The organism is Pseudomonas sp. Irchel 3F3, assembly GCF_900187545.1.
Taxonomy (GTDB): domain Bacteria; phylum Pseudomonadota; class Gammaproteobacteria; order Pseudomonadales; family Pseudomonadaceae; genus Aquipseudomonas; species Aquipseudomonas fortuita.
In genome coordinates this window covers 85,454-104,060 of record NZ_FYDS01000003.1, presented here as the reverse complement: position 1 = coordinate 104,060, position 18,607 = coordinate 85,454, and the positions used below count along the sequence as shown (strand labels likewise).

The 18,607-nt window shown below is 65.3% G+C and carries 17 protein-coding genes and 1 pseudogene; 4 read left to right on the top strand and 14 right to left on the bottom strand.

Features of this window, described 5'->3' with window-relative positions; translation table 11 throughout:
* Positions 1-4 precede the first annotated feature (4 nt).
* The gene (locus CKW35_RS06525; RefSeq protein WP_060517319.1) at positions 5-853 is read right to left on the bottom strand and encodes a 3-hydroxybutyryl-CoA dehydrogenase; all 849 of its coding nucleotides are present in this window, start codon (positions 851-853) and stop codon (positions 5-7) included.
* Between the two features lie 13 nt (positions 854-866).
* Complete coding sequence (locus CKW35_RS06520) at positions 867-2,051, bottom strand: acetyl-CoA C-acyltransferase family protein (RefSeq protein WP_016487621.1); 1,185 nt, start codon at positions 2,049-2,051, stop codon at positions 867-869.
* 168 nt (positions 2,052-2,219) lie between these two features.
* On the opposite strand from CKW35_RS06520, the gene CKW35_RS06515 reads away from it, so the two are divergent.
* On the top strand, positions 2,220-3,230 hold the full coding sequence (locus CKW35_RS06515) for an AraC family transcriptional regulator (RefSeq protein ID WP_060517320.1): 1,011 nt from the start codon (positions 2,220-2,222) through the stop codon (positions 3,228-3,230).
* Between the two features lie 129 nt (positions 3,231-3,359).
* Here the strand turns inward: CKW35_RS06515 and CKW35_RS06510 are convergent, their stop codons facing one another.
* Positions 3,360-3,797: a carboxymuconolactone decarboxylase family protein gene (locus CKW35_RS06510; protein ID WP_016487619.1), complete on the bottom strand. Its 438-nt coding sequence runs from the start codon at positions 3,795-3,797 to the stop codon at positions 3,360-3,362.
* Positions 3,798-3,998: 201 nt separating this feature from the next.
* Between CKW35_RS06510 and CKW35_RS06505 the strand changes: the two genes are divergently transcribed.
* Complete coding sequence (locus CKW35_RS06505) at positions 3,999-5,195, top strand: cyanate transporter (protein WP_095115484.1); 1,197 nt, start codon at positions 3,999-4,001, stop codon at positions 5,193-5,195.
* On the opposite strand, the gene CKW35_RS06500 is transcribed toward CKW35_RS06505, so the two are convergent.
* From CKW35_RS06500 to glcD, 7 genes are all read right to left on the bottom strand, one after another.
* Entirely contained in the window at positions 5,188-6,621 is a 1,434-nt protein-coding gene (locus CKW35_RS06500; RefSeq protein ID WP_023048416.1) for a PLP-dependent aminotransferase family protein, read from the bottom strand. The two genes, CKW35_RS06505 and CKW35_RS06500, sit on opposite strands and share 8 nt — an antisense overlap.
* Positions 6,622-6,763: 142 nt before the next feature.
* On the bottom strand, positions 6,764-7,102 hold the full coding sequence (locus tag CKW35_RS06495) for a hypothetical protein (protein WP_016487616.1): 339 nt from the start codon (positions 7,100-7,102) through the stop codon (positions 6,764-6,766).
* A 218-nt stretch (positions 7,103-7,320) separates the two neighbouring features.
* Positions 7,321-9,489, bottom strand: coding sequence for a malate synthase G (locus CKW35_RS06490; RefSeq protein WP_095115482.1), 2,169 nt, complete (start codon positions 9,487-9,489; stop codon positions 7,321-7,323).
* A 90-nt stretch (positions 9,490-9,579) separates the two neighbouring features.
* Positions 9,580-9,978, bottom strand: a complete 399-nt coding sequence (locus CKW35_RS06485; protein ID WP_016487614.1) for a heme-binding protein — start codon at positions 9,976-9,978, stop codon at positions 9,580-9,582.
* Positions 9,971-11,206 carry a glycolate oxidase subunit GlcF gene (gene glcF, locus CKW35_RS06480; RefSeq protein ID WP_016487613.1) on the bottom strand — a complete coding sequence of 412 codons (1,236 nt, stop codon included), beginning with the start codon at positions 11,204-11,206 and terminating at the stop codon, positions 9,971-9,973. Before glcF ends, CKW35_RS06485 begins: the two co-directional genes overlap by 8 nt.
* A 9-nt stretch (positions 11,207-11,215) precedes the next feature.
* Positions 11,216-12,268: a glycolate oxidase subunit GlcE gene (gene glcE, locus CKW35_RS06475; protein ID WP_016487612.1), complete on the bottom strand. Its 1,053-nt coding sequence runs from the start codon at positions 12,266-12,268 to the stop codon at positions 11,216-11,218.
* Positions 12,268-13,767: a glycolate oxidase subunit GlcD gene (gene glcD / locus CKW35_RS06470; RefSeq protein ID WP_095115480.1), complete on the bottom strand. Its 1,500-nt coding sequence runs from the start codon at positions 13,765-13,767 to the stop codon at positions 12,268-12,270. The genes glcE and glcD overlap by 1 nt, the downstream gene beginning before the upstream one ends.
* A 195-nt stretch (positions 13,768-13,962) precedes the next feature.
* Here glcD and glcC point away from each other — a divergent pair, with 195 nt between their 5' ends.
* The gene (gene glcC, locus CKW35_RS06465; RefSeq protein ID WP_016487610.1) at positions 13,963-14,727 is read left to right on the top strand and encodes a transcriptional regulator GlcC; all 765 of its coding nucleotides are present in this window, start codon (positions 13,963-13,965) and stop codon (positions 14,725-14,727) included.
* Positions 14,728-14,786: 59 nt separating this feature from the next.
* Here glcC and CKW35_RS06460 read toward each other — a convergent pair whose 3' ends face one another.
* The 3 genes and pseudogenes from CKW35_RS06460 to CKW35_RS06450 all read right to left on the bottom strand — a co-directional run.
* On the bottom strand, positions 14,787-15,104 hold the full coding sequence (locus tag CKW35_RS06460; RefSeq protein WP_016487609.1) for a DUF2388 domain-containing protein: 318 nt from the start codon (positions 15,102-15,104) through the stop codon (positions 14,787-14,789).
* A gap of 216 nt (positions 15,105-15,320) precedes the next feature.
* Positions 15,321-16,103 (bottom strand): NAD(P)-binding domain-containing protein, encoded by a 783-nt coding sequence (locus tag CKW35_RS06455; RefSeq protein WP_095115479.1) that lies wholly within the window; start codon positions 16,101-16,103, stop codon positions 15,321-15,323.
* 12 nt (positions 16,104-16,115) lie between these two features.
* Positions 16,116-16,453: pseudogene (locus tag CKW35_RS06450) on the bottom strand (FAD-dependent oxidoreductase); the annotation flags it as partial.
* Positions 16,454-16,760: 307 nt separating this feature from the next.
* Here CKW35_RS06450 and CKW35_RS06445 point away from each other — a divergent pair.
* Complete coding sequence (locus tag CKW35_RS06445) at positions 16,761-17,387, top strand: glutathione S-transferase family protein (RefSeq protein ID WP_016487605.1); 627 nt, start codon at positions 16,761-16,763, stop codon at positions 17,385-17,387.
* A 110-nt stretch (positions 17,388-17,497) separates the two neighbouring features.
* Here CKW35_RS06445 and sfnR read toward each other — a convergent pair whose 3' ends face one another.
* Complete coding sequence (gene sfnR / locus CKW35_RS06440) at positions 17,498-18,598, bottom strand: sigma54-dependent transcriptional activator SfnR (protein WP_095115477.1); 1,101 nt, start codon at positions 18,596-18,598, stop codon at positions 17,498-17,500.
* Positions 18,599-18,607 lie beyond the last annotated feature (9 nt).

Genomic DNA, 18,607 nt, shown 5'->3' with positions numbered 1-18,607 from the left:
GTCCTCAGTAGGTGAAGAAACCGCGACCGCTCTTGCGCCCCAGCCAGCCGGCCGCGACCATTTCCTTCAGCAGCGGGGCAGGGCGGTATTTGCTGTCGTTGAAGCCCTCATGGAAGGCTTCCATGATCGCCAGCAGGGTATCCAGGCCGATCAGGTCGGCCAGTGCCAGCGGGCCGATTGGCTGGTTGCAGCCCAGGCGCATGCCGGTGTCGATGTCCTCGGCACTGGCCAGGCCTTCCTGGCGCACGAAGATGGCCTCGTTGATCATTGGCACCAGAATGCGGTTGACCACAAAGCCTGGGCGGTTGCCCGCGGTGATCGGGGTCTTGCCGACCTTTTCGGTCACCACCAGCGCCTGGGCGTAGGTGCTGTCGCTGGTCTGCAGGCCGCGAATGATCTCCACCAGCGCCATCATTGGTACCGGGTTGAAGAAGTGCACACCAATGAAGCGCTCGGGGTGCTCGATGCTGGCGGCCAGCTGAGTCACCGACAGCGACGAAGTGTTGGTGGCGATGAGGCAGTCGGCAGCGACGTTGGCGGCCACTTGCTGCAGGATGCGCTGCTTGAGCTGCAGGCTTTCGGTGGCGGCCTCGATCACCAGCTGCGCGCCGCTGAGCTGGGCGTAGTCGGTGCTGGTGCGGATGCGCGTTTTCGCCGCCGCGGCCTTGTCCGCATCCAGGGTGCCTTTGCTGACCTGGCGTTCGAGGTTTTTGCTCAAGGTGGCCACGCCGCGCTCCAGCGCCGCGTCGGAAACATCCACCAGCAGCACCTGGTAGCCGGCGACGGCGCACACCTGGGCAATGCCGTTGCCCATGGTGCCGGCGCCGATCACGGCGATCTGTTCAATGCTCATGTGTCAGGCTCCCTCAGACGCGCTCGAAGACTACGGCGATGCCTTGGCCGCCACCGATGCACATGGTCGCCAGGGCGTAGCGGCCCTGGATGCGCTGCAGCTCATGGATGGCCTTGGTGGCGATGATCGCGCCAGTGGCACCCACCGGGTGGCCCAGGGAAATGCCCGAACCATTGGGGTTGACCTTCTCCGGGTCGAAGCCCAGTTCGCGGGCCACGGCGCAGGCTTGGGCGGCGAAGGCTTCGTTGGACTCGATCACGTCCAGGTCCTGTAGCTTCAGGCCGGTCTTTTCCAGCACCTTGCGGGTGGCCGGGATCGGGCCCAGGCCCATAAGTTCCGGCTCGACACCGGCGTGGGCATAGCCCACCAGACGCGCCAGCGGCTTCAGGCCCAGGCGACGCACGGCGTCACCGCTGGCCAGCACCAGGCCGGCCGCGCCATCGTTGATGCCGCTGGCGTTGCCGGCAGTCACGGTGCCGTCCTTCTTGAACACGGTCTTCATGCCGGCCAGTTGCTCGGCGGTGACGTCGCCCCGTACGTGCTCGTCCACGGCGAACTGTACGGTGCCTTTGCGGGTTTTCAGCTCCACCGGGACGATCTGGCTGTCGAAACGGCCTTCGGCGATGGCGCGGGCGGCGCGGCGCTGGCTGGTCAGGGCCAGCTCATCCTGCATCTCGCGGGTAATGCCGTGTTTGGCGGCGACGTTTTCTGCGGTGATGCCCATGTGGAAGTGTTCGAAGGGGTCCTGCAGCACGCCTACGGTGTAGTCGATGCCTTGCAGGTCGCCCATGCGCGCGCCCCAGCGTGCCTGCGGCAGCAGGTACGGGCCACGGCTCATGGATTCGGCACCGGCGGCCACGGCTACATCGGCATCGCCGAGCAGCAGGCACTGGGTGGCAGAGACGATGGCCTGCAGGCCCGAGCCGCACAGGCGGTTGACGTTGAAGGCAGGGGTTTCCTTGGGAATGCCGGCGTTCATTGCGGCAACCCGCGACAGGTAGGCATCGCGCGGTTCGGTGGGGATCACGGTGCCCATGACCACATGGCCAACCTGCTCGGCGGCCACGCCCGAGCGCTCGATGGCGGCGCGGGTAATGGTAGTGGCCAGGTCGGCCAGGGGCAGGTCCTTGAGCGAGCCTCCAAAACCACCGATGGCGGAACGCACGGCACTGACGACATAGATTTCTGGGCTGCTCATAGAGGCTCCGTAAGCTTAGGCATGGCGGGAGCGGGCCAGGCTCTGCGAGAATGGCCGGCGGTCCCGGAGTGGGATCGAGTCTAGGCAAAGGCTCTGTCGCAGCCTATGCCGGATCTGTTCAAACAACCTGGCACTTTTTGCCACTCAGCATAGACAGCGAAAACCACCATGCGCGATAGCGATTCGGTCGCCGTGTACTTTCTCAATGCCATGCTCCACGCCCTGCGCAATAGCCCGGCCGAGCGCGATGCACAGCTGCGCGCGGTGGGCATCGACCCCCAGCTGCTTGAGCAGTCACAGGCCCGCGTACCGGCCAAGGCCTTCGCCGAGCTGTGGCTGACACAGATACAGCGCCTGGACGACGAGTTCTTCCGCCTCGACAGCCATGGCATGCCGCTGGGCAGCTTCGCCCTGATTTGCCGGGGCCTGATCCTTGAGCCGAACCTGGAAAAGGCCTTGCGCCAGTGCATGGCTGGCTTCGGCCTGTTCCTGCGCGACCTGCGCGGCAGCCTGACCGTACGCGGTGGGCGCGCGCTGATCAGCGTGCAGTCGAGCATTGCCGACCCGTTGACCCAGGTGTACGCCGAGGAAACCTACCTGGTGCTGATGATCGGCATGTTGTGCTGGCTGGCCGGGCGGCGGATCGCCATCGACCGCACCGAGCTGGCCGTCTCGCGCCCGGCCCAGGAAGACGACCTGCTGTTGTGGGGGCCGGACCTGCGCCTGGGCAGCGGCCGTACCGAAGTGGAGTTCGACAGCGCCTACCTGCGTCTGCCAGTGGTGCAGGACCTGGCGACCCTGAAAACCTTTCTGCGCAGTGCACCGCAGGGGTTGGTGATCCGCTTTCGCAACCAGAACGGGCTGGTGGCGGAGGTGTACCGCCATTTGCGCGCCCGGCACTATGGGCAGTGGCCGACCTTGGCGGCGCTGGCGCAGCTGCAGGGGATCAGTGCCAGTACGTTCCGCCGGCAGCTGGAGCGGGAAGGGCGGTCGTACCAGCAGATCAAGGATGAGGTGCGCCGGGCGATGGCCTTCGAGCGGTTGCGCGAGGGGGTGTTGAGCATTGCCGAGATAGCCGAGCAGGCCGGGTTCCAGGAGCCGAGTGCGTTTCACCGGGCGTTCAAGAAGTGGACCGGGCAGAGCCCCGGCAGCTATAGGGCGCGGTTGGCCGGGCGTTAGTTGTTCCCTGTGCCGGCCCTGTCGCCGGCAAGCCAGCGCCCACAGATGCTCCGCAGGCCTCGAATATTGTGCGGGACATGTGGGCGCTGGCTTGCCGGCGATAGGGCCGGTACGGCGATCATTGAATGATCAGGCCGGCACCATGGCAAACCCGACCCCGAAGCGGTTCCAGGCGTTGATGGTGGCAATCGCCAGGGTCAGGTTGACCACCTCGGCCGGCTCGAAGTGTTCCTGCAGGGCTTCATATTGCCCCTGTGGCGCGCCCTGCTCAGGCAGGCGGGTAAGGCTTTCGACCCAGGCCAGCGCCGCACGTTCGCGCGGGGTGAAGTAGGCGGTTTCGCGCCACACGCTCAAGGTCTGCAAGCGTGCTTCGGTCTCACCTGCCTTGCGTGCATCGTTGGCGTGCAGGTTGACGCAGTAGGCGCAGCCGTTGACCTGCGAAGCCCGCAGACGTACCAGCTCCAACAGGGAACTCTCCAGGCCGCTCTTGGCCAGGGCCTGCTCCAGGCCGACCATGGCTTTGTAGGCTTCCGGGGCGTGCTTGGCCCATTCGATACGGTTGTGCATGGCTGTCTCCAAAGGGTGCTGGATGGGAATGGCACTACTGTAGCGCTGCCGATTGGCCTCCCCGATAGCCAATTGCGCACATAAGCGGGAGGCCAATCGCCCATTCAGGTGGCCACTGACAAGCATCCAATCTCTTCATTTCTGCCAGCCCTGCCAAGCCGGGATAATGCCTGGGTCCTGTTACCCGAGAACCGATGCGCAATGAGAGCTGCTTTGAACCTGTTGCTGGTGATCCTGCTGGCGCTGAACCTGCGGCCGATCCTGACCAGTATCGGCCCGTTACTCGAACCCATGCGCGCCAGCACCGGGCTGGGCTACCAGCAGGCTGCCTTGCTGACGGCGTTGCCGGTACTGTGCATGGGCCTGGTGCCGTTGCTGCAGCCATGGTTGCGACGCTGGATCAGCGAGCATGGCGGCATGCTCGGTGGCCTGGCTGCAATCGCCCTGGCCTGCCTGTGGCGCCTGCAACTGGACAGCGCCTGGGCGCTGATTGCCAGTGCCGTGGTCGCCGGTCTGGGGGTGGCGGTGGTGCAGGGCATGATGCCTGGCCTGGTCAACCGCTGGTTCCCCAGCCGCCTGGCGGGGGCGATGGGGCTGTACTCGGCAGCGTTGATGAGCGGTGGCGGCATGGCTGCCGTGCTTGGCCCCCATATCAGCGACCATTTCGGCCACTGGCAGGTCGGCCTGGGCCTTTGGGCGATCCCGGCGCTGTTGGCGCTGGTGGCATGGGCGGTATGGCGGCCACGGCAGGGGGCGCCAAAGCTGGCCGGCACTGCTGGCGGGCACTGGTTCGGCACGCGCCGGGCCTGGTTGCTGGCCCTGTATTTCGGCCTGATCAACGGCGGCTACACCAGCATGGTGGCGTGGCTGCCGGCGTACCATCTCGAGCACGGCGGCAGTGCTCAGGGCGGTGCAGACCTGGTGGGCCTGATGACGGTCTTCCAGGTGGCCGGTGCACTGGGGTTGCCGCTGTTGCTGCGGCGTTGGACTGACCGCCGTCCAGGCTTGTGGTTGGCTCTGGCGATCCAGCTGGCCGGTTTTCTCGGCCTGCTGCTGGCACCCACGCAGGCGGCGGGGCTGTGGGTCGCGATGATCGGTTTTGGCCTGGGCGCCTGCTTCAGCCAATGCCTGACCCTGACCCTGGAGCACTTGAAGACGCCCGCCGAGGCCGGCAGCCTGGCCGCTTTCGTGCAGGGCATCGGTTTCATCATCACCGGTACAGTGCCGTATATCACCGGCTGGCTGCGTGACGTGAGTGGTGACTTCCAGGCGTCGTGGACGCTGCTCACTGTGACCGTGATGGCCATGTTGCTGGTAACCCGCTGGTTCAGTCCGCGTGGCTATGCCGCAGCCATCGCGCGCCCCGCCGCGCCAGGCAAGGCTGCGCCGGTCAGCTGAGGCGTTGCAGGGTATCGCGCACCCGGTCCAGCGCCGGGTCAATGTCCAGCAGCTCGATGGCGCCGAAGCCCAGCAATAACCCCGGGCGTACCGGCGCTTCGCTGAAGAATGGCGCCAGCGAGTACAGGCCGACCTCTACCTTGCGCGCGAGGTTGGCCAGCAGTTCGACATCGACCCCGGGATTGGCCAGTGCACTGAGGTGGAAGCCGGCGCTGGCAGGGATGGCGCTGAGCCACGGCGACAGGTCGCCCCCCAGGCGCGCCAGGATGCGCTCGCGACGGGCGCTGTAGACCTCGTGGCAGCGGCGGATATGCTTGTTCAGGTGGCCTTCGCCCAAAAAACGCGCCAGCGCCCACTGCAGCAAAGTCGGGCTGTGCCAGTCGCTGAGGTGCTTGGCCACGCAAGCGGCCTGCAGTACGGCAGGCGGCAGTACGGCATAGCCCAGCCGCAGTTCTTGCAGCAAGGTCTTGGAAAAGGTCCCGACATAGGCCACCAGCCCATGCCGGTCCAGGCGCTGGAGTGCGTCCGAGGCTGGCCCGTGGTAGCGGAACTCGCAGTCGTAGTCGTCTTCGATGATCAGTGCACCCAGTTCCGCGGCCCTTGCCAGCAGGGCGTGTCGGCGTGGCTCGCTCATCGGCATACCCAGCGGGAACTGGTGCGAGGGCGTTACGTAGATCAGCCGGGTGCCATCGGCGATCTGCTCCACGCACAGGCCTTCATCATCCACCGGCACGGACTGCAGGCGTGCGCCAAGGGCCAGGAACAGTTGCCGTGCCGGCGGGTAGCCGGGGTCTTCCATGGCCACCTGACAGCCTGGCTCGACCAGTACCCGGGCGATCAGGTCCAGCGCTTGCTGGGCACCGTTGCACACCAGCAGATCGGCTGCGCTGCAGTGCACGCCGCGGGCGTAGGCGATGTGGTGGGCAATGGCCTCGCGCAGCTCTGGCAGGCCCTGGGCCTGGAACTGCCGCTCGGGGTGGCGCTGGCTGCGGCGCAGCGCGTAATTCAGGCAGCTGCGCCATTGGTCGAACGGGAACTGCGACTTGCTCGATGCACCGCCGACAAAGTCATAGCGCGAGGGCGTTTGCAGCTGGCGTTGAGCGAGCACGGTGGCGCGCTGCTGCCAGCGTTCAAGGGATGCAGCGCCGGCCAGGGGAATGCTGGCTGATTCATTGCTGCGCAGTGGTTGGCGCGGGGTGATGAACGTGCCGCGGCCGACCACGCCGCTGAGCAGGTTGTCGTAGGTCAGCCGTGAGTAAGCCTCGGCCACGGTCTTGCGCGATACGCCCAGTTGTGCTGCCAGCAGGCGGGTGGGTGGCAGTTGGGTGCCGGCGGCCAGGTGGCCGCTGTCGATACCGGCGCGCAATTGCTGGTAAAGCTGCTCGGCCAGGCCTTTGCGGCCCTCCAGGCGAATGTGCAGTTCCATGGGCGGGTCCGGAGCGGGGGAGTGCTCAGGATAGCGGATTGGACAGGAAGGCTCCCACAGGTATCGCGTGCCCCACAGGCTTGACGCGACCCCTATGAGAGCTGGCTTGCCGGCGATGGGCTGCAAAGCAGCCCCAAAAAGCTCAGAACCGGGCGGCGCTGACAGTGATGTAGCCTTTTTCCGCCAGCGCGATGCGTATTACTGTCTCATCCTCTGCCGCGTTGCGGTTGCGCCTGATGCGCACGCCTTCTACCGTCGAAGCCTTCATATACTCTGAAATGGCCCGCCCGTTCGCGTCGAAGAACACCTCGCTGGCCAGCAACTCGATGCGTTCGATCAATTGCCGGGAATGCTCATCGGTGGCGCAGAAGAACATGACCCCCGACAGGTGTGGGTCTTCATCGGGGTTACTCATGTCATGGGCCAGCATTTCGCGCAGGCTGCTGCGCAGTTCGGCGATGGGGCGGGCGTACAGGTGCATGCGGAGCCTCCTCTGGAGCGCAGCGTTGCTTGATCCAGCCCCGATCTTGTTTTCTGCGGGCGGCGGTAGCAAGTAAGACACTTCCGAGAGCCCTGTGGGAAATGTCTGAAGCTGCCGGAATACCACCCTTGACTGGCAGCAGGCGGGTGTCTGCGGCACAATTCGTCCCCACCCGATCGCGCCACAAGGCCGCTCCTGGAGTGACCGCGCAGCCTGGGCTAGCGTTGAACTTCCTGCTTGAAGCGCAACCGCCAGCCATGTAGCAACGGCTCGGTATAGCCGCTGGGCTGCTCGCGCCCTTTGAACACCAGGTCCCGCGCAGCTCGGAAGGCATACGATGTTTCGAAACCGGTGGCCATCGGCCGGTATGCCGGGTCCCCGGCATTCTGCTGGTCGACCACCTGGGCCATGCGTTGCAACGTCGCCTCGACCTGCTCGGCCCCGACTACCCCATGGTGCAGCCAGTTGGCAATGTGCTGCGCTGAAATGCGCAAGGTGGCGCGGTCCTCCATCAGGCCCACATCGTGAATGTCCGGCACCTTGGAGCAGCCGACCCCTTGCTCGACCCAGCGCGCCACGTAACCGAGGATGCCTTGGCAGTTGTTGTCCAGCTCAGCCTGGATATCAGCGGCGCTCCACGGCCGTTCGGGGCTGACCGGAATGCTCAGCAGGTCATGCAGCAATGCGCCACGCAGGGCCCCCAGGTCTACCTGTTCCAGCGTCTGCTGCACGGCAGCTACGTCTACCTGGTGGTAGTGCAGCGCATGCAGGGTGGCGGCAGTGGGCGACGGCACCCAGGCGGTGTTGGCACCGGCCTTTGGCTGGGCAACTTTCTGTTCCAGCATGGCCGCCATCAGGTCGGGCATGGCCCACATGCCCTTGCCGATCTGTGCCTTGCCGCGCAGGCCACAAGCCAGCCCGACCAGCACGTTGCTGCGTTCGTAGGCCTGGATCCAGGCGCTGCCTTTCATGTCGCCCTTGCGCAGCATGGCGCCGGCTTCCATGGCGCTGTGCATTTCGTCACCGGTGCGGTCGAGGAAGCCGGTATTGATGAACACCACCCGGGATGCCGCGCTGGCGATACAGGCCTTGAGGTTGACGCTGGTGCGCCGCTCCTCGTCCATGATGCCCATCTTCAGGGTCTGTGCCGGCAGGCCCAGCAGGGCTTCGACGCGGCCGAACAACTGGTCGGCGAAGGCCACTTCGGCCGGCCCGTGCATCTTCGGTTTGACGATGTACAGGCTGCCTTCGCGGGAATTGCCGCGGCGCTTGAGGTCGTGCAGACCGATCAGGCTGGTAATCACGCCATCGAGGATACCTTCGGGAATTTCACGGCCATCACGGTCGTGGATGGCCGGGTTGGTCATCAGGTGGCCGACGTTGCGGATGAACAGCAGCGAGCGGCCCGGTAGTGTCAGGGGGAGGCCGTCTATACCGTGGTAATGGCGGTCTGCAGCCAGGGTGCGGTTGAAGGTTTTGCTGCCTTTGCTCACCTGTTCGCTCAGGTCACCCTTCATCAGGCCGAGCCAGTTGCGGTAGACGTGGACTTTGTCGTCGGCATCCACGGCCGCTACCGAGTCTTCGCAGTCGATGATGGTGGTCAGTGCGGCTTCCAAGGCGATGTCCTTGACCCCGGCCAGGTCCTGCTGGCCGATCGCACTGGTCGGGTCGATCTGGATTTCGAAATGCAGCTGGTGGTGCTGCAACAGGATCGCCGTGGGTGTGTTCGGCTCTCCCTGGTAACCCCGCAGTTGTGCGCGATTGTGCAATACGGCCTGGCGGCCGTCGGCCAGGGTGACCCGTAGCGTGCCCTGGTCGATCACGTAGGCAGTGGCGTCGCTGTGTGAAGCGCCGTCGAGTGGGGCGCTAGCGTCGAGGAACTGCCGGCCATAGGCAATTACCTTGGCGCCGCGCGCCGGGTTGTAGCCTTGGCCGCGTTCGGCGCCAGCGGTTTCGGCGATGGCATCGGTGCCGTACAGCGCATCGTACAGCGAACCCCAGCGGGCGTTGGCGGCGTTGAGGGCGTAGCGGGCATTGCTCAGCGGCACGACCAGCTGCGGGCCGGCTTGCAAGGCGATTTCACGGTCAACGTTGGCGGTGCTGATCTGCACGTTTTCGGGAGCGTCGACCAGGTAGCCGATGCCTTGCAGAAAGTGCTGGTAGGCGGCCATGTCGCGGATCGGGCCAGGGTGTTGGCGGTGCCAGTTGTCCAGCTCGGTTTGCAGGCGCTGGCGTTCGGCGAGCAGGGCGCGGTTTTGCGGGGCGAGGTCGTGGACCAAGGTGCTGAAGCCTTGCCAGAAAGCGTTGGCTTCGATGCCGGTGCCGGGGAGGACTTCGTCTTCGATGAAGCGCTGGAGGGTGGGGGCGATCTGGAGTTCGTTTGGCATTGTCTGTTCGCTCGATGTTCTGTCTTCGGGAATTCAGTCACCTGTTCTGGCCTCTTCGCGGGCAAGCCCGCGAAGAAGCCAGCACAGGATCTACAGGGCTGCAGCTCCAGCCTTGGCCACCTGGGCATCCTGTTCGGACTTGACCCCGGACACACCAATGGCACCCACCACCTGGCCATCCACCCGCAGTGGCACGCCACCCTCCAGGCTGGTCAGCAGCGGTGCGGTGACGAATGCAGTGCGGCCCCCATTGACCATTTCCTCGTAATCCCGGGTTTCCTTGCGCCCCAGCGCGGAGGTGCGGGCTTTCTCCACGGCTATGTAGGCACTGGCCGGCGCACAGCCATCCAGGCGCTCCAGGGCCAAGGGGTGGCCACCGTCGTCGACCACGGCGATGGTCACGTTCCAATGCTGGGCCAGGGCTTCCTGGCGGGCGGCGGCCAGCACACGGGCGACGTCGGCCTGGCCGATCACGAACTTGCTATGCATGGGGGTTCTCCGGGTTCAAGGCGGCTTCGACGATTTCGATCCAGTGCCGTACCGGCGTGCGCCCGGCCCCAGCGAGGTGGGCCTGGCAGCCGATGTTGGCGGTAGCGATGACTTGCGGTTTGCCGCTTTCCAGTGCGTTGAGGCGGTTGTCACGCAGTTGCAGTGACAGCGCAGGCTGGGTCAGCGAATAGGTGCCAGCCGAGCCGCAACACAGGTGGCCGTCCGGTACCGAGGTCAGGGTAAAGCCCAGGCGCGTCAGCAGCGCCTCTACCGCACCCCCCAGTTTCAGGGCGTGTTGCAGCGTGCAGGGGCAGTGGAAGGCCAGGCGTTGCTCGGCGCACAGGCCCAGTTGCTCGACCGGCTCATCGCGCAGTACTTCTACCAGGTCGCGGGACAGGGCGCTGACCCTGGCCGCTTTGGCTGCGTAGCGGGTGTCGTGTTCCAGCAGGTGGCCATAGTCGCGCACGAACGCGCCGCAGCCGCTGGCGGTTTGCACGATGGCTTCGGCACCTGCTTCGATGGCCGGCCACCAGGCGTCGATATTGCGCCGCGCACGTTGCAGGCCTTGCTCCTGGGCATTGAGGTGGTAGTCCACCGCGCCACAGCAGCCGGCCTGGTGGATGGGTTGCACGCTAATCCCCAGGCGATCGAGCAGGCGCGTCGCAGCGGCATTGGTATTGGGTGACAAGGTCGGCTGCACGCAGCCTTCCAGCATCAGCACCTGGCGTGCGTGGCGTGGCGCGGGGCGCTCGCCGGGTGCCGTGATGTGCGCCGGCAGTTTGCGCTTGAGCGTGCCCGGCAACAGTGGGCGCAGGGCCTGGCCGCTGCGGGTCAGGGCCTTGAACAGCGCCGGGCGTGGCACTACCGCACGCAGGCCCTGGCGCAGCAGGCGCTGACCGAGCGAGCGTGGTACTTGTTGGTCGACGACGGCGCGACCGATGTCCAGCAGGTCGTGGTATCTGACCCCGGATGGGCAGGTGGTTTCGCAGTTGCGGCAACTCAGGCAGCGGTCCAGGTGCTGTTGGGTGCTGGCGGTGACCGGCTCGCCTTCGAGTACCTGCTTGATCAGGTAGATGCGCCCGCGCGGGCCGTCCAGTTCATCGCCCAGCAACTGGTAGGTAGGGCAGGTGGCGGTGCAAAACCCACAATGCACGCAGGAACGCAGGATGCTTTCGGCCTCGTCGGCGCGGGCCAGCCGGCGGCTTGTTTCGCTCAGGTTGGTTTGCATGGTCTGGCCTCACAGGTCCGGGTACAGGCGGCCAGGGTTGAACACCCCCTGGGGGTCGAGTTGCTGCTTGAGGGCACGGTGGTAACGCATCAGTGCGGCGGGCAGGGGTGGGCTGCTGGCTGCCCCGGGGGCGTAGCAGGTGGCGTGGCCGCCCACCTTGGCGACGTGGTCGCGAATCGCCTGCGCCGGTGCACTGGACTTCAGCCAGCGCTGGGCACCCCCCCAGTCGATCAACTGCTGGCCGGGCAGTTGCAGCTCGCCGGTGGCGTTGGGCAGCGACAAACGCCATAGCGGCGCAGGGTCACTGAAGAACGCCAGGCGCTGTTCGCGCAGGTCGCTCCAGAAACCGCTGTCGAGCATTTCGCCGCCCAGCCGCTGGCGGGCCGACTGCACCGAGCCTTCACCGCCTTCCAGGCGCAGGAACAGGGCGTCACCGTCATGGCAGGCCGCGCTGATCGGCAGCGGCTGCTGGCCCCATTCGGCCAGCTCGGCCAGTGCCTGGTGGCAGCCCATCGGCAGGCGCAGGCTCAGGCATTCGCGCGGCCGAGGCAGCACTTTCAAGGAAATTTCAGTCAACAGCCCCAGGCAACCGAAGCTACCCGCCATCAGCCGTGATACATCGTAACCGGCCACATTCTTCATCACCTCGCCACCAAAGCGCAGCAGCTTGCCGTGGCCGGTGATTACCCGCGTGCCGAGCACGTAGTCACGTACCGACCCGGCCCACGGCCGCCTGGGGCCGGACAGGCCCGCCGCGACCATGCCGCCCAGGGTGGCCTCGGGGCCCAGGTGCGGCGGTTCGCAGGGCAGCATCTGGCCGGCCTCGTGCAGGGCCGCTTCGATCTCGCGCAGCGGTGTGCCCGCACGGGCGGTGAGCACCAGTTCGGTGGGGTCGTAGCTGACGATGCCACGGTGGCTGCGGGTGTCGACAACTTCGCCGGCCACCGGGCTGCCGAGCATGGCCTTGCTGTTGCTGCCCTGGATACGTAGTGGCGTGCCGTGGTTCAAGGCCTGGGTGACCTGCTGTAGCAGGGCCTGGCTGATGTCGCGGTCCATGCTCATCAGAAACGCTCCAGGTCAGGGAAGGGCAGTTGCCCGTGGTGCACATGCATGGCGCCGAACTCGGCGCAGCGGTGCAGGGTGGGGATGTTCTTGCCGGGGTTCAGCAGGCCCTGCGGGTCGAAGGCGGCCTTGACCGCGTGGAACAGGGTGATTTCGTCGCTGTTGAACTGGGCGCACATCTGGTTGATTTTTTCGCGGCCTACGCCGTGCTCGCCGGTAATGCTGCCGCCCACCGCCACGCACAGTTCGAGGATCTTGCCGCCGATGGCTTCGGCCCGTTCCAGCTCCCCGGGCAGGTTGGCATCGAACAGGATCAGCGGGTGCATGTTGCCGTCGCCGGCGTGGAACACGTTGGCCACGCGCAGGCCGTATTCGCGGGACAGGTCACTGATGCCCTTGAGTACCCGCGGCAGTTCGCGGCGCGGGATGGTGCCGTCCATGCAGTAGTAGTCCGGGGAAATGCGCCCCACCGCCGGGAAGGCGTTCTTGCGCCCGGCCCAGAAGCGCACGCGTTCGGCCTCATCGCAGGCCAGCCGCACCTCGCGGGCGCCGGCTTGCGTCAGCACCGCGGCCACCCGTTCGCAGTCGTCGTGCACATCGGCCTCCACGCCGTCCAGTTCGCATAACAGGATGGCCGCCGCGTCCACCGGGTAGCCGGCGTGGATGAAGTCTTCGGCGGCGCGGATTGCCAGGTTGTCCATCATCTCCAGGCCGCCTGGAATGATGCCGGCGGCGATGATGTCAGCCACTGCCCGGCCAGCGTCCTCGACGCTGTCGAAACTGGCCAGCAGCACCCGTGCCACCTGAGGCTTGGGCAGCAGTTTCACGGTCACTTCGGTGACAATGCCGAGCATGCCTTCAGAGCCGGTGAACAGTGCCAGCAGGTCGAAGCCGGGGCTGTCCAGGGCATCGCTACCCAAGGTCAGGTGTTCACCTTCGACCGTGAGAATGTCCACCTTCAGCAGGTTATGCACGGTCAGGCCGTATTTGAGGCAGTGCACGCCACCTGCGTTCTCGGCGACGTTGCCACCAATGGAGCAGGCGATTTGCGAGGACGGGTCTGGCGCGTAGTACATACCATGAGGTGCGGCGGCCTGGGAGATGGCCAGGTTGCGTACGCCGGGTTGCACACGGGCGTAGCGGCCCTGTGGGTTGACCTCAAGGATGCGGTTGAAACGTGCCATCACCAGCAGGATCCCCTTGGCCAGCGGCAGGGCACCCCCCGACAGGCCGGTACCGGCGCCACGCGCTACCACCGGTACGCCGCGTTGGTGGCAGAGCTTGAGCAGCGTCTGCACCTGCTCCAGGCGCTCGGGCAGCACCACCAGCAGCGGCACCGTGCGATAGGCCGACAGCCCATCGCATTCGTAGGGTTTCAGGTCTTCTTCGCGGTGCAGGATATCGAGGTCCGGCAGGGCGCTGTGCAGTGCCTGCAGCAGGGCTGCCTGGTCCACGGCGGGTAGCGCGCCATCGACGCGTTCGTCGTACAGGATATTCATCGGCTCACTCGGCAACGGTTTTTGTTGTTGTTGGCAAAGCGGTCACGGTTGCAGCCTGCGCGTGCCAGCGCCTGGGGTCGAGCATGGCGGGCACTGGTCCTACCAGTTTTTCGCCGTGGTACTGGTTATTGATGGGTTTACCCGGCTAGATTTGGATAGATGGGCTAACTGGTCCTACCAGCAGGAGGGTGCACAATGGTTACTGACGGCAAAGCCAAGGTCGCCGACCAGGTGGCCGAGCGGGTCGAGCGGCTGATCGTCGACGGCGTGCTGAAGGTGGGCCAGGCCCTGCCATCGGAGCGGCGGCTGGTAGAGAAGCTGGGTTGTTCACGTTCGGCCCTGCGTGAAGGGCTACGCATTTTGCGCGGGCGCGGCATCATCGACACCGAGCAGGGGCGAGGCTCGTTCGTTGCTGACCTGACGGGGCAGGTGGGTGCCACCCCATTGATGCACCTGTTTAGTTCGCAGCCACGCACGCTGTTCGACTTGCTGGAGGTACGGGCTTTGCTGGAGGCCGAGTCGGCGCGGCTGGCAGCGTTGCGTGCCACCGAGGTCGACCGCTTGCTGATTCGCCGGCGTTATGAAGAAATGCTGGCTGCCCACGAGTCGGCCCAGGCGCTGGACGCCCGTGAGCATGCCCGCCGTGACCATGCCTTCCATCGGGCGATCAGCGAAGCGTCACATAACCCGGTGCTGGTGCATACCCTGCAATCGCTCAGTGATCTGACCTTGAGCACCGTGTTCGCTTCGGTCAACAACCTGTACTGCCGGCCGGCTCAGAAACGCCAGATTGATCGGCAGCATGCGCGGTTGTATCAGGCGGTGATGGAGCAATTGCCGGAGCAGGCGCAGCGGGCTGCGCGTGAGCATATCAACGGGATACGCGACAGTTTGCGGGAGATCGAGCAGGAAGAGCAGCGCCTGGTCAGGGCGACCATGCGCATGGATGGTTGGGGGTGATGCTGCCTGTGCCGGCTCTTTCGCTGGCTTGCCCGCGAAAGGGCCGGCACAGGATTGCCTCAATGATCGGCTATGCGGTCATCCTGAGAAAGAATAGCCCTGGCCAGTTCTTCATCATTGGCCTGTAGCCCTGGGTGGTCCTTGCGCGCCTGTTCCAGCGCCGACTCTACATAGGCGCCACGGATTGCACCGCCGCTGGCGACGAAGGCAGAAAGCTCGTCACGGGCCGGGATGATCCGTTTGTCGTCCTTGAAGGTCGAATACAGCGAAGCGGAAACACCGGCTGAGGTGGCGACGTCGCCCGCATCGACGCGGGCCAGGGCAGCACCGGCAGGCAGCAGGAGCAGCAGCGCAGGGGCGAGGAGTAGGTGGCGCATGTCGAGTTCTCCAATACGTGAAGCACAGGGAAATAAACCACTCAGTGTTTAAGAGGGCCAGGGGGGCGGGTAGTTCCCTTTGCAGGCTGGAGATTGTCGGGGCCGCCGCGCGGCCCCCGAGGCAGGGGCAGGCCAACTGGTTGGTGGTCTTCCCCCGGGGCAAAGCACACGAAAACGGCTGGTCCGTTTACCGGGGCTGATACGTTCGATCATCCCTTAGTGCCCGGCCCGCCCTGACCGCGTCAACAGCCCGTCTAGCACCACCTCGCATGCCGCGCCCCAGGTGGCGCTTACCGGCTGATGCATCAGCACCGCGAGGCCATCGGCAGTAAAGGTGCCCGGCGTGGCAATGGCCTCGCCCAAGGCCTTGAGCGTACACGCCGGCTGCTGCCCGGCACTGGCCACGCAGTCTTGCAGGTTGCCCAGCACCAGCGCACGCGCTTCGGTTGCGGGCAGGCCTTTGTCCATCAGCCACTGCTGCAGGTCGTGTAGCAAGAAGTAGAACCAGCCATTCATGCACGCCGCCACGGTGGCCAGCTCGAATTCCGGCTCGCCCTGCAGCACCACCAGTTTGCCCAGTGGCTCCAGGTACTGCGTAGTGAGCGCATCGGGTGGGCACACCACTACCGTGGACTGGTTGTACTGCGCCGCATACGACAGCATCGCACGCACACAGAGGGCACCAGGGAACGCGGTGGACAGTTGCGCAAGGTTGACCCCGGCGGCGAGCGAGACCAGGCGCTGGCCTGAGCGCAGCTGTACGTCATTTGCCAGTTCGGCGAGCGATTGCGGGCGCACGCCAAGGATCACAAGTTCTGCCTGGTCGACCACTGCCTGGTTGCTTGCCATCACCTGGCAACCATGCTCCTGGGCCAGCACGACTGCCCGTTGCGCATTGCGCGGTGACAACAGGATGGGGCCTTCGAAACCGCTGCGACGCAGGCCGATGACTGTTTTTTCGGTGAGCTCGCCCACCCCGAGAATGCCAAGGCTATGCATGGTGCCTCCTGATCAGCTTTGCAGGCCGGCGCGGCGCTGGCCCCGGTGCAGGTTGAGGTTGACGCCGGCGCTCAGCAGCGGCTCCGGCGGGTTGCGGTTGGGGCCTGCGGAGCCCAGAAGGACGTCGATCAGCGCGTCGCGTTCGCCGCTCACCCAGTCGGCCAGCAGGGTAACGGTAGCTGTGCCACGGGTGATGGCAAGGCCGTTGCAGCACAGCGCCGCATGCACGTTGGGAGCGAGGGTACCGAAGCGCGACAGGTGGTTGCGCGACAGGCCCATCGAGGCACCCACGTCTATTCAAACGCCATGCCAGACAGCATCGGGAAGCGCCGCTCGAACGAATCGCGATGCTGGCGTCCGGCACGGGCGATGTGGCGTGGGTTGGCGCCGAAACCGCCGCAACCGTTGTCGTGCGCGGGGGTAGAGGTGTTTCTGTACATGGTTTTTATCCGTGTTTTTTTGTCCACTATATGGCATTGGCGGTTGGGCGGGACTATGACGGGAGGGACGGGGAACGGGATGTTATGGCTGCAGGATTGCCTGCGGACGGATTGACCGCGCCGGGCCGAGCGTGATTTGCTCGGCGCTACGGCTTCTTCGCGGGTGAACCCGTGAATGACTCGACACGATCATTCAAAGGAAACTGAAGGTCCCACCATGCCCGACTACAAGCTGCATTGCTTCGCCGAATCCGGCAACGCCTACAAGGCTGCGCTGATGCTCGAACTCACGGGCCAGGACTGGCAGCCGGTGTTCGTCGACTTCTTCCATGGCCAGACCCGTGAGCAAACCTGGCGCGATGAGGTGAACGAGCAGGGCGAGGTGCCGGTGATGGAGCACGCTGGCAAGCGTTTCACCCAGTCTGCGCTGATTCTGGACTACCTCGCCGAACAGACCGGCCAGTTCGGGCCCCGTGACGATGACGAAAAGCGCGAGATCTGGCGCTGGATGCTGTTCGACAACCACAAGTTCACCAGCTATTACGCCGCGCTGCGCTTTCTGTTCTGCCTGAAGAATACCGGCGAAACGGACGTGACCCGGTTCCTGCGTGAGCGTGCCACGGCGGCTTACCGCATTGTCGACGCGCACCTGGCGAAGACGCCGTTCATGGTTGGCGGCCGGCTGACCATCGCCGACCTGTCGTTGGCGGGGTATGTATTCATGCCGGAAGACACTGGTATTCCATTGGCGGAGTTCACCCATATCGAGGCGTGGAAGGCGCGGCTCCAGGCGCTGCCAGGCTGGAAGCACCCGTATGAACTGATGCCGCGCACGGCATCCTGACCCATTCGCGGGCACGCCCGCTCCCACAGGTACTGCATAAGCTTCAAGCTTGCGCTGTCCCTGTGGGAGTGGCTTTAGCCGCGAAAGGGCCGGCTCAGGCATTACAAAACTCAGATCGACAACCGCACCACCCGGTTATCCAGCGCCTGCTGTACCTGCCCGCGCCGCTTGTTCACCACCAGCTCGCCAATCGCAATCAGTCGCGTGCGGGTGATGTTGCGCGATAACCCCAGCAATTGCGCGGTATGCACCTGATTGTAATGGCAGAACCGATAGGCCGAGCGCAGCAGGGCGTTTTCCACTTTCTCGTACAGGTCGCCCGACTGCTCCTCGTACAGCCGGCTGAATGCCCGCTGTAGCAGGTCCTCCACACCATTGCCTGCCCGCTTCTCTTCCTGTCGCTCGATGCGCAGGTTGGACAAACGCAGGTCCTGTGCCTGTATCGTACCGTCGCCACAGGTCAGCAAGCTGTGGTGAATCACGTTTTCCAGCTCGCGGATATTGCCCGGCCAACTGTATTCCACCAGCTTGGCCTGGGCCTTGGGGCTCAGTTCCACCGGTCCGTAGCCAAGCCGGTCGCTGTAAGTGCGGATGAAGTGCCGGGCCAGCGGCAGGATGTCACCCGGGCGGTCGCGCAACGGGTGCAACTGCAAGGTCACCACGTTCAGCCGGTAGTACAGGTCCTCACGGAAATGCCCGGCGTTGATGGCCTTTTCCAGCTGCACGTTGGTCGCAGCCAGTACCCGCACGTTGATCGGGATGCTCTTGCGCGACCCAAGCCGTACCACCTCGCGCTCCTGCAGCACGCGCAGCAGCTTGACCTGGATCGGCAGCGGCAAGTCGCCGATCTCGTCGAGGAACAGGGTGCCGCCGTTGGCCTCCTCGAACCAGCCGGCCTTGGCCGACAGGGCGCCGGTGAAGGCGCCTTTTTCATGGCCGAACAGTTCGGCTTCCACCAGCGATTCGGAGAATGCGCCGCAGTTGACCGCAACGAACGGCCCGTTGCGCCGGCCGCTGAGGTTGTGGATGTGGCGCGCGACCAGCTCCTTGCCCGTGCCGGTTTCGCCAATGATCAGGACGCTGGCCTCGCTGGGGGCGACCTGTTGCAAGTGAGCGAGCAGCGCCTGCGATCTGGGGTCTTCGAAGACCTGTGCGGTCGCCCTGATCGAGGTGGCCAGTGTCGGTGACGGGGGGAGGGTCAGCAGTTGCATGGGCAGTCC